We start from the raw sequence: 10,809 nt of genomic DNA, 5'->3' as shown, positions 1-10,809 counted from the left end.
ACCTTCGAGCATCTCTCAACTGACCAACGAGTCGGTCAGCCTACCAAAATCCTCAGCCAACTCGGTCGCGGCTTTCTGACTCAATAGGACTAGGAAGCTGTCAAGTTAACAGCACCCGTTTCCGATCTCGCGCAGGAGCTGCTACCTGGAGGTATTTTGGTAGGCTCAAAAAGGCCACTTTCATCTACTCAGGGTGGCTGCGACTGGCGCCGCGGGACCGAGTCCGAACGCCATCTTGCTTAACTTGACAGCTCCGTGACCGGTGCTTCGGGTGAAAAGAGGCCGTCCTTGATGCGCCGGGCGACCTAGTCCAATTCCCGAGCCCGCCACTCCAGCCAAAGCTGACGTTCACATCTGCAGATGCTTATGACCCAGGCTCAGGCCTTCGGCGCCAGGATAGGACCAATTTTCTCGTGACATCGGGGATACGGGGCCGCTTCCGCTGGACGGATGCGTCGAGAAGCTCGCCGCCGCTGCGACCAGGGCCTGGCTTGCGACCGGGCTGATCAGGGTGTGGCCGCTGGCGTCCTGGGTGACCGTGTAGCTGGACGCCAGCGCGCCGCTTAGCCTGAACTTGGCTGTATAGCTCCCGTCGGTGAGGGTCAGCGTCGTCCCGCTGCGGGTCGCTTTGGCCCCGGCGACAAAGGCCAGGCTGGAGAGGTCCAGCCCGTCGGAGGCGGCGGCGAAGGCCACCAGCTTGCTGGCGAAGGTCGCGCCGCTCGCCGGCAGGTCAGCCGCATCGATCTGCAGCGTCGCCGACGTCGTGACGCCGGGCGTCGGTGGAGGCGCTTCAAAGGCGATGGAAGCGGTTCCTGCGCCGCTGGCTGTGGCCAGTTCCAGGGTCCCGCCGCTGATGACGGCCGAACCGGCGAAGGCGGTGGCGACGCCGGACTGCACCAGGACGCCGGGGCCGTCCTCCACCAGTAGGCCACGGCCGGACAGGACGCCGGCACAGCTCTGCGTCGCCGCGCCGGCGTAGATGAGCGCGCCGTTGTCCACTGTGGTGGAGCCGGCCGCCAGCCTGACCCCTGAAACGACGCCGCCCGAGCTGATGTTCAGTGTTCCGCTAACCACACCGGCGCCCGACAGCACTGCGCCCGAGGAGACCGTCGCGCCGGAGACCATGCCGCCGGCCCCATCGTTGAGCATCCCGCCCGACTGCACGAAGACATGGAGCGCAGAGCCGCCTGAGGCGACCCTCAGGATTGAACCGCCGAGGACGGAAAGCCCGCTGACCACGCCGGCGTCCACGAAGGTTCCGGAGACCGCGCCGCCGCCGGAAACGATGCCGCCGGCCAGGACCGTGCCGGCGGAGGCGACGCCGCCCGCTCCCACCACTTCGCGCGCGCCGCTCGACACGAGGGTGGCGTAGCTCACGCCTCCGGAAGATACCCGCTCGATACCGCCGCGCAGCAGGGTCGCGCTGAAGGTGGTGAGGTCGGCCCCGCTCGACAGGGTGGCGCCGCTGAGGGTCTGGGTCGTGGCCACTGGAGCCACCGTCACCGTGACGCCTGCGCCGATCGTCACGCCGGCCAGGGCCAGGCCGCCGCCGCTGGCGATCACCACCTGGCTCTGCACCGCGCCGGCGTAGAGCACCTCGCTCGCGCCGCCGCCGACAACCAGGCCGCCGCTTTCGAAGGTGCTGACCGTGGCGTCGGACATTAGGATCAGCTGGCCGGAGACCGTTGCGCTGTAGCCCTGCAGCACCCCTCCGGCGAGGACCTCGGTTGTCCCTGCAGCCGTCCCCTGGAAAACATACTCTAGGCCGCCCGAAGCGATCAGGGTGGCGCTCGCGACGCCGCCTGATTCCACAGTCTCATCGCCGCCCCCGAAGATGGTTGCGCCCACCGTCGTTCCCGAGATGTCGGCATAATCCATGCCCGAGAGCACCAAGCCGCTGGCCACTCCTCCGGAGGAGACGAACGCGCTGTCGTAGTCGCCGGTCAGGATGACGCCGCTCGCCTGGGCCCCGGAGTCGACGGACAGCGCCGCCCCCTCCTGCGCCAAGGTCAGGGCCTGGCCCACGCCGCCCGAGACGATCCCCAGCACCGCATCGTCGCCCAGGGCCACGCCGCTGACCACGCCGTAGTCGTAGTTGATGAAGTCGATCTCGCCCGGGCCGCTCAGCACGCCGCCCGCCGACACGGTGACGGAACTGGCGACGCCGCCGGACGAGAGCACCATGGCGCCGCCGGCGAGCACCGTGCCTGAGCTGTCGACGCCGCCGGAGGCGACCGTCTCCACCGCGCCGTTCGACAAGGTCATGGCGTAGGCCAGGCCGCCGGAGGAGACGACGAGCTGTCCGCCGGAGCCGACGCTAAGAGCGCTGGCCAGCCCGTAGACCGTGTCGACGCCGACGAGCACGCCGGACCCGCTGGCCAGGCCGCCAGCGAGGATCCTCGCGCCGGAGGCCTCCCCACCGAGGAACTCCAGCTGGCCGCCGCTCGAGACCACAGCGCCGCCGGCCACGCCGCCGCCGTATACCTGCTCCTGGCCGCCGCTCTGCAGCTGGGCCGAGATGCTGGAGCCGTAGACCACCTCGTAGCCCGCCACGGCGGTGGCGCTCGCAACGCCGAAGGCCTCCACATAGAGATCGCCCGAGCTGTCCACGGTGGTGGAACGCGCCGTTCCACCGGAGTCCACCTCCAGGTAGCCGCCGCTAAGAAGCGAGGCGTTGCTCGCTACGCCGCCGGTCTCGACCGCTTCCTCGGCGTTCTGCTCGACCAACGTGCCGGTAGTCGAACCGCCGCTGTAGACCTCCTCATAGTCGTAGCCGGACATCGTGGTGCTCACCGTCGAGCCATAGACGCCGATGGCGGCGAAACCGCCCAGGACATTGGTGAAGCTGGCCACGCCGCCTGCGTCCACAGTCAGCCCCGCGACGCTCGCGATCGAGGTATAGGCTGCGGAGCCGCCAGAGAGCACCTGCATTGCGGCGTCGGTCTTGACGCCAACCCCCGTCGCCACGCCGCCGGACTCCACGTAGAGCGTCCCGGCGACCTGCAGGCCGTCAATCCCGCCATAGGCCGACAGGGTGCCGGAGAAGGCGTCCGTCACCGAGATCACACCGCCCACGGACTGCACGATCCCGCTGCCGACGCCGCCGGCCGACGCCTCGAACACGCCGCCGGACAGGACCCGCGTCCCTCTCGCTACGGCGCCGCTGGCGACCGCCTGGACGCCGCCGGTCGAGACGGTCGCACCGGAGGCGTAACCGCCGAAGCCGACATACTGCAGGCCGCCGCGCCGCACCGTCGCAGCCAGGGACGAGCCGCTGTCGTAAACGTCTTCCGCGCCGCCGCTGGACACGACCGTCACGCTCGTCGTCCCCCCGAAGTCCACCTGGACGAGGCTGTCGAGGCCGCGGACCACTGTTGCGCGCGCAAGACCGCCCGAGCTCACCTCGACCTCGCCGGACGAGGTGAGCGTCACCTGGACGGCGGCGCCGCCGGACTCGACGTTCAGGTCGCCGGCCAGGGTCACGCGGCTGACAAGGCCGTAGTCATAGCTCTCGGCGTTCAGGTCGCCGTTCTCGAGCGCGCCCGGGCCGAGCAGCCGCCCACCCACCGAAATCGTCGCGCCTCTCAGGATCGCGCCGGCGGCGAGCGACAGGGTCGCCCCGCTCATCACCAGCGCGTCCGTGCCTTCCAAAGTACCGCCGGACTGGACGGTCACGCCGCTCACTGTCACGGGCGTCGTCACCGCGGCGGGGCCAAGGGTGAAAGTCCCCCCCGACTGCACGGTGACGGAAACGTCCGCTTCGCCGCCGCTGGAGACCGTCACGCCCGACGCGGTTCCCTGGGAGATCAACAATAGCCCACCCGACAGAACCGTCGAGCCCGACTCGAACCCGCCGGCCTCGACATATTCCGCCGCGCCCGACTCGATGGTTGCACGGAATGAGGACCCGTAATCCAGGCCCGTCGCGTAGAGGTATGCGCCCGTCGCCAGGCCGCCGCCGGAAATGACCAGGGCCCCGCTTACGGTGGCGCTCATGGAGGATCCGCCGGCGCGGACGTACTGGACCGCCGTCGGATCGATGAGCGTCCCCCACGCCACGCCGCCCATGTCAACGAATTCCTCGGCGTCAAAGCCCTCCAGCGTCGTGCCGAAAGTCACTCCTCCCTCCAGGTAATCGCTAGCACCGGTGCCGATGATGGCATCGGTCGCCAACCCGCCCGAGATGTACAATATTCCGGCGTCATCGACCGTCGTGCTCAACGCGGAGCCGAAGGAAGAGACGGTCTCGAGTCCATAACCGCTTACAGTGGTGGAGATGCTCACTCCGCCGGCATAAACGTCCTCGATGCCTCCGCTATCGAGCAAGGTGTCGCTCGCCACGCCGCCGAGGTACTGAGCTCCCCCTGAGGAGACGACGGTTGCAGTCGCGAGCCCAGCGCTCGACACGGTTTGCACGGAGCCCAAGCCGATGAGCGTGGTGCTCGTCGCCGTTCCTCCTAAGACCCTTTCTTGACCTAAGCTTTCGACGACTGTGAAGCTGACTGCGCCCCCTCCCAGCACCACCTCGAGATTATTGACGGTGTCGTGCAAGCCCATCCCCCCAGAAGAGACGCGCTGCTGACCATCGACAGTGACGTACGAGGCGGAGCCGAAGAGGGTCTGTAGACCACTGTTATAGATGGTGTCGGACTGTTCCGCGCCGCCGGAATACACGGTCTCCGAGCCGCCGGATGAGATGAAGGTGGCAATCGCACCCCCGCCGCCGCCGACGCCCATGGACCCGCCTGAAAGGATCGTGGTCTCGAAGGCGCCTCCACCAGGCGCAACTTCCTCGAGTCCTCCTGACAGCAGAGTAAAATCACTGCCGCCGCTGACGATCGCCCGGCCTCCCGTGTAGATGGTCGGGCTGTATGCAACACCGCCGGAGAGCACCAACTGTGACCCGTAAACCTGGCCGTTACTGTCTACCCCACCACTGCTGATGGTCTCCGTGCCACCGCTCGAAACGATGGTGTTACTTCCGATACCGGCGTAAAGCACCTCAGACCCGCCTGACAGGATCGTAGTGGAAAGGCCTTCGGCATTGTTATCGATTTGGAGCAGTCCGGATGCACCAACCGTTGTGCCGATGGCTTTAGCTCCCCCTCCAACTTCCTCGTAGCCACCGGCGAGGTTGGTGTAATAGCTACTGCCGTAGTCGATCTGGCTGCCTTCGCCGGAGACAACATCGCCATTGGTCTCGCCGCCCGAGTATATGGATTGAACGCCGCCTTGGATCGTCGCATAGCCGTCGTAGCCAGCGCTGTAGACGACCTCTAGTCCGCCTTGCAAAATGTCGGTCTGGTAGCCGATGGCGTCAGCATCGATGTGCAAAACGCCGCCGGAGCCGATCAGCGTATTGGCCCCATATCCATCTGCGCCGACGCCTTCGTATCCGGCTGCCAAATAGCTGGAATAGGTATCGCCGTAATTGATGAGGGCGCCGCCTGCGGTGACGGTCGTACCGCTTGCGTAGCCTGATGCTGACACGTACTGCTGGCCGCCGGAGAGCACCGTGCCGTAGACCGAGTTGCCGCCTGTTAGGATGGTCTCTATGGCGCCTGAGGAGACAGTCTGCGAAAGCGCGGTGACGCCGCTGGCCACCTGGCCTGGCTGCGACGATAACGTCCAGCCGAGCACATTCATAAGATTAGCGTCAACTGTAGTGAGATAGTTCTGCTGGCCGGAGTAGCTGGCCGCATCATAGGAGTCGCTGGCGACGTCAGAAGCCCAGTCCCCAAGATCTCCGTTCGCCGCAACGGGGTTCCAGTCGTCGAGGTCGGTCTTCCCCGCATCGGTCGAAAAATACGCCGTGCTGTATTGTGACGGGAGCGTCGCCGTCAAATCACGCACCCCGTTGGCCGCGTACCTGAACAGATCCATGGGATTTAGAGCGCCATTCAGGAAGCTGGTGCGTCCCAGCGCCTCACTGATTTCATGTTCGGCGACGCCGATGAAATCATATTCACCGCTCGATGGCGTCGAGTTTGGAGTGAAATCGTAAGTCGCCCCGCTTCCAAATCCGATGGACGCAATGGGTTGGCTGTCGGTCTTCAGGCCCAGCGCAACGGCTAGGCCGGCGTTCATGTCGAATGTCTGCCCCCCTGTCGGATCAGCGACAGGCAGGTTGGAGTAGGCTTGTTTCTGAATTGACGATGACTCGCCATTGATCAGCGCATTGCGGACCTGCGCGTAGGTAAATCCGGAGAAATATTTTGAGTAGGTCTCGCCTAAGTCATTGGAAGGAAGTGAGTTCCCAGCTGACTCTCCCCACCCGAAGTTGATGGTGACCGTAACATTATTAGTAAATAGGTGGTCATACAAATTAACAACATAGTTCAATGCAGTCTTGAAGCCGCTGGGCGCGTTGCTGGCGCTCGTGTCATAGCTGATGTCGATTTGCACAAAATGCCCCTAGATTGATGTGTACAAGCTGACATCAAGAGATTCACAGCCGCAAGTAATCAATGGAAAGCGCGTCAAGAACACTATTGAAGGCTGCCTGCGGAAAGCAGCTTGTCACCACCATGATCCATAACCGCTGAAAGACGCGGCGTCTGATCTAGCGCGGGAACAGCGTAGAACTTTAAGGCGGCCTCCGCAATGCGGCCCTTGGTCTCCCCCACTCGGGTGAGGCTCATGGCAGCTTTAAGTCTTAGGGCAACATGTCTCCGCCGTGACCGGATTGGGGGTGCGGCTGGAGTTTCGCCGTGCAGCTCATCTCCTACAGGCGTCATCGCTTCCCTGCGAGGTGATCAGTTACGCCGTGTGGCTGTATTTTCGCTTCACCCTCAGCTTTCGCGACGTGGAGGAGCTGCTGGCCGAGCGTGGCATCGAGGTGAGCTATGAACGATCCGCTGCTGGACGCTGAAGTTCGGCCCGCTGATCGCCAGGAACCTGCATTGACGGCAGGCGCGGCCGACAGGTCGCTGGCGCGTCGACGAGATGGTTCGGCAAGCTCTCGACTCCACAGGAAACGCTACAAAGGTCCAAAAGCCAAGCCCTGCGGGCGCTTAACGAGCGGTCCTCCTTAGATATCGGTCGAACCAGTCGATTGTCCGCTGAAGCGAGTCGATCTGGTCCTCACGCTTTGCGAACCCGTGGCCCTCGGCCGGGTAGAAGACTACCTCGGCCACGCCGCCCTCGGCCTTGATGGCGTCGGTCACCTGCTGCGCCTGTTCTTGGGGCACGCGGATGTCGTTCTGGCCCTGCACCGAAAGCAGGGGCGCCTTGGCCGCCTTGATGTAGGTGCGGCGAGGACGCATCATAGACCTTGGGGTAGGTCGCCGGGTCGCCGAGTAGCGCTCGCTGATAGGCCTGCAGGCTGGCGCCTTCATGCGCCCACATGGTGCGCCAGTCGATGATGCCGAATTCCTGCACGACGGCGGCGAAGGCGTCGGGCGCGCGGCCAATCGCCATCAGGGTCATGAACTGCCGCAGGAGCCGCCGGTGATCCCCACCCGCCTGGGGTCCACATAGCCGGTCGCCACAAGGAACGCCTTGGCCGCCAGCTCATCCTTGAGATCGCCGCCGCCCAGGTCCTGGAAGTTAGCCACCTGGAAGGCATGGCTGTACCCCGTCGAGCCCCTCGGGTTGGGTTGGACCACCAGATAACCCCGGCTGGCAAGTGCTGTAGCGGTCTTCTTGAAGTAGTCGGTCGCCTGACCCGTCGGGCCGCCGTGCGGCATCACAATGGCGGGGTGCGAGCCATCCCGCTTCAGGTTGAACGGGATCGTCAGGATGGCGCTGACCAGCGTGCCGTCGAAGCTCTTGTAGGTGACTGAAACGCGTGAAGACGGGGCGTGAGGCGGTGGACGCCGCCGCCCAGCGATCCTTCGACCTGATCCTGATGGACGTGCACATGCTTGAGATGGACCGGCTCGAAGCGACTAGGCTCATCCGTCAGCTACCAAGCCCGGCTAGCCGGCTGCCGATCATCGCCATGACGGCGGACGCCATGAAGAGCGACATGGAGGCGTGCCTGGCTGCGGGAATGGACGACTTCGTATCGAAACCGATCAAGATAGAGCTGTTCATCGCGGCTTTGGACCGGGCGCTCGCGACTGAGGAACAACCTATCACCGCTTGAGCTGTCAAGTTGAGTAAAAATGCGCTTTGACGCGCGCCAGCACCGCTCCGATCCACCACCTGAAGTAGGTAGCGCCGGCCTTTTTCGGCTCGGGAAACCACTTTGAGTTAGCAGCTATCTCTGAGCGGAGCGGGACGTGCTTACCTGACAGCTCCGAGGCGAGAGCAGCGCGTCACGGTCGCGCCGTCCCTTGCCCAACTGCATCTTCATCGACGAGAACGGCGAGGGGCTAGGCGTGCGGCTGAAGAAGGAGCGGTGAGCCGATACGGCTTTGGCGCGGCATTTCGCGTCTGCAACGTCGTTTGATTGACTCTCAGCTCAAGTCCGCAGTTACTCGTCGAAGTCTATCGCTAGGGGCAGGCCAATGTCGTCCATCCGATCCACCTTCACATCAAACGCGGGAGGCTGGACCATCAGCGGGGACGTTGCCTCCCAGAAATGGGTCAGCTCAGGCGGCGATCCTGGCGGCTACTATTCCTGGGTAGACGCGGCCACCGGCGATATCGACTACTACAACGCGCCCAAATCGTTTCTGGCAGACAAGAGCGCCTACTTAGGCGGGACTATCTCCTACGATATCCTGGACACCGGGAACGGTTTGACGGCTTACGATGTGCAGCTTGTTGGTGACGGCCACACACTGCAGTACACCAGCACAAAGGACTCGAACTTTCCGACACCAAACAAGTGGAGCGCAGCGAAGGTCTACCTGGACGCTGGGAAGTTCATTGACACGGCGACGGGAACCGCGCCGTCCGTGACCGAGTTGAAGGCTACGCTCAGTAACCTAACAGGGTTGGAAATTCGCGCCGAGTACGTGAACGGGGCGGAGTCGGGTGGCCTGGATAGCGTCGTCTTGGCGACGAAAACCACGGCAACGGCCGCCGCGCAGCTCGTGCAAGCGGCCGCCAGCTTCGGTGGCACCACTGGCGCATTGTCAAACCACGGTGAGAGCGTGCATGCGGCCACGGGTCACTTCGAACTGGTGTCTGCTGGCCACATGGCACTCGGCGCGCGCGTGGCCTGATCTGGACGATGAAGCGCGTCTATGTGGCAATCGAGCTAGCGGACGGCTGTGACTTCGATCCGACCAACGACGATGATCTGGACGCCCTGGCGGAGGACTCGCTGCACCTCCTGTCCGGCGTGACCAGCGCGACCGTCTACGCCTCCGTCGCTGATCTTCTGGAAGAAGACGCCTCAGCGACCCTGTGAGCCTATCCGGTCGCGAAGCGTTCCCCTGCAGCAAGAGGGTCTAGCCATGCTGTTCGCGGTCTCAGGGCATTTCAAAGAAGGGGGCGCAGACGCCGCGTCGCACATCTCCTTCAGCGCTCACATAGCCCAGAACGTGTGCCGCGTTCACCTCGGCGGCCCGCTCTACGATGCAGCTGGCCAGCACATTGGGGCGCTTCTCTTGGTGGAGGCGAAAAGCTTTTCCGAAGCTGAGGCTTATCTGCACTCCAGCCCATACGCTCAGGCTGGCCTGTACGATCACATAACCGTGAGCGAGCTGAGAACGGAAGTCGGAACGATCTGAAGCTGGATGGCGTCAAGACCGCCGTCGCAGCGGCTCGTTCATTATGCCGAGGCCAGTGTCGCCGTCTCTGGACCTCTCCGAGCTAGCTTCTTCCTTCTAGGGTCTACCCCATGAGCAATGTTGAGGACGAGATCGCAATCGGTTGCCAGTTCCAGGACAAGGACGGTTATCATCGCCACGTCTGGAACGTACATGAGGAACGAGTGCACTACTTCATCAAGGCAGAGGGATCGCACTGGACCCCAGTTCACGGCCTTGAGGAGGCGCCGACCGCCACCGCCTTTCGCGCAGCATGGGTGGCCAGGACGGTCTCTCCCGCATATGTCACCGTCTATACACTTGCGCGCGCACTAGATCTAGGTGGAGACTACTGACTTGGCTCGGCCGCGGCCTGCCCCCTGCGAGCGGGAACATCGGAGAAGGGCTGCGCCGTTCGGCCATTGGCCATTCTTCTATGAGATCGCCTAAGATGCCGTGCCAGCGCTGCTGACGTTGGATGCGATCGCATTGAACTTGCTGCTCAAGTTGGAACCGAGGGCGCTGGCGCCCGCGATGATCACGGTCCCTATAAGCGCGGCTATAAGGCCGTACTCAATCGCAGTAGCGCCGGTTTCATCTGAGATGAATTGTTGCAGTGTAGACATGGGTTGAGTCCTTGTGACACTCAAGATCGGCCATGAGGTTTAACCTAGACCTAAAGGCAAGCAACGCGGAGCATTCAGACTTAGGGCAACACAGGTTATATTTGAGGCGGGCATCTTACCTTGCGGCGGACCCGCTGCGGCAGGCCCCTCGCCGCTATTGCCGCTATTGCCGCTATTGCCGCTGTTGCCGCTGTTGCTGCTGTTTCCACCGCTTATTGGACTGGAATAAGGCTGTTGGAAAAGCCTGCGTGCCGTAACAACGACTTCGCTGACATACTCTTGGAAGGCGAAGTAACCACCGCCACCGTCGGCGCTGTCGCCTTCAGGCCCATCATCCAACCCGGTCGGGTCGACATGGTTCACCGGGTCGCCATGTGTATAGGCGTACCAGTTAGGTCCGTCGAGCGTGGGCGAGTAGGTCCGCGCGTGGTAATCATACAGCCCGACCTCTGGGATCCAGGACTGCCCGGTGTACTGGATGCGGCCCAGGTTGGAGGAGCCGGGCAGGCCATAGGCGTCGTAGGTGTTGGTGGCCAGGC

General features: G+C 63.7%; 10 protein-coding genes and 2 pseudogenes. 6 read left to right on the top strand and 6 right to left on the bottom strand.

Annotated features, from left to right (window positions below):
• Window positions 1-348 precede the first annotated feature (348 nt).
• Window positions 349-6,405 (bottom strand): NF038122 family metalloprotease, encoded by a 6,057-nt coding sequence (locus tag HUV06_RS11350; RefSeq protein WP_217433806.1) that lies wholly within the window; start codon window positions 6,403-6,405, stop codon window positions 349-351.
• Window positions 6,406-6,710: 305 nt separating this feature from the next.
• Here HUV06_RS11350 and HUV06_RS11345 point away from each other — a divergent pair.
• Window positions 6,711-6,900 (top strand): annotated as a pseudogene (locus tag HUV06_RS11345) (IS6 family transposase); the annotation flags it as partial.
• A gap of 113 nt (window positions 6,901-7,013) precedes the next feature.
• Here HUV06_RS11345 and HUV06_RS16325 read toward each other — a convergent pair.
• The 3 genes and pseudogenes from HUV06_RS16325 to HUV06_RS16045 form a co-directional block, all read right to left on the bottom strand.
• Window positions 7,014-7,337 (bottom strand): S9 family peptidase, encoded by a 324-nt coding sequence (locus HUV06_RS16325; RefSeq protein WP_256430068.1) that lies wholly within the window; start codon window positions 7,335-7,337, stop codon window positions 7,014-7,016.
• Window positions 7,324-7,419, bottom strand: a pseudogene (locus HUV06_RS16660) (hypothetical protein); the annotation flags it as partial. The pseudogene HUV06_RS16660 and the gene HUV06_RS16325, both read right to left, overlap by 14 nt.
• Before the next feature lie 5 nt (window positions 7,420-7,424).
• Window positions 7,425-7,688 (bottom strand): prolyl oligopeptidase family serine peptidase, encoded by a 264-nt coding sequence (locus HUV06_RS16045; RefSeq protein WP_217433803.1) that lies wholly within the window; start codon window positions 7,686-7,688, stop codon window positions 7,425-7,427.
• A gap of 101 nt (window positions 7,689-7,789) precedes the next feature.
• Here HUV06_RS16045 and HUV06_RS11335 point away from each other — a divergent pair, with 101 nt between their 5' ends.
• From HUV06_RS11335 to HUV06_RS11315, 5 genes are all read left to right on the top strand, one after another.
• Entirely contained in the window at window positions 7,790-8,089 is a 300-nt protein-coding gene (locus HUV06_RS11335; RefSeq protein ID WP_256430067.1) for a response regulator, read from the top strand.
• A gap of 364 nt (window positions 8,090-8,453) precedes the next feature.
• Window positions 8,454-9,116 (top strand): laminin B domain-containing protein, encoded by a 663-nt coding sequence (locus HUV06_RS11330; RefSeq protein ID WP_174301375.1) that lies wholly within the window; start codon window positions 8,454-8,456, stop codon window positions 9,114-9,116.
• An 8-nt stretch (window positions 9,117-9,124) separates the two neighbouring features.
• Window positions 9,125-9,304, top strand: a complete 180-nt coding sequence (locus HUV06_RS11325) for a hypothetical protein (RefSeq protein WP_174301374.1) — start codon at window positions 9,125-9,127, stop codon at window positions 9,302-9,304.
• Window positions 9,305-9,350: 46 nt separating this feature from the next.
• Window positions 9,351-9,626 (top strand): YciI family protein, encoded by a 276-nt coding sequence (locus HUV06_RS11320; RefSeq protein ID WP_174301373.1) that lies wholly within the window; start codon window positions 9,351-9,353, stop codon window positions 9,624-9,626.
• Between the two features lie 110 nt (window positions 9,627-9,736).
• Entirely contained in the window at window positions 9,737-10,000 is a 264-nt protein-coding gene (locus tag HUV06_RS11315; protein ID WP_174301372.1) for a hypothetical protein, read from the top strand.
• Window positions 10,001-10,090: 90 nt separating this feature from the next.
• Here the strand turns inward: HUV06_RS11315 and HUV06_RS11310 are convergent, their stop codons facing one another.
• Both HUV06_RS11310 and HUV06_RS11305 read right to left on the bottom strand, forming a co-directional pair.
• Window positions 10,091-10,270 (bottom strand): Flp family type IVb pilin, encoded by a 180-nt coding sequence (locus HUV06_RS11310; RefSeq protein WP_174301371.1) that lies wholly within the window; start codon window positions 10,268-10,270, stop codon window positions 10,091-10,093.
• Window positions 10,271-10,309: 39 nt separating this feature from the next.
• A partial coding sequence (locus HUV06_RS11305) for an RHS repeat-associated core domain-containing protein (protein WP_217433799.1) occupies window positions 10,310-10,809 on the bottom strand: 500 nt, incomplete at its 5' end.

The organism is Caulobacter sp. S45 (assembly GCF_903642205.1).
GTDB lineage: Bacteria > Pseudomonadota > Alphaproteobacteria > Caulobacterales > Caulobacteraceae > CAHJWH01.
This window is presented reverse-complemented; position numbering and strand designations above follow the sequence as displayed.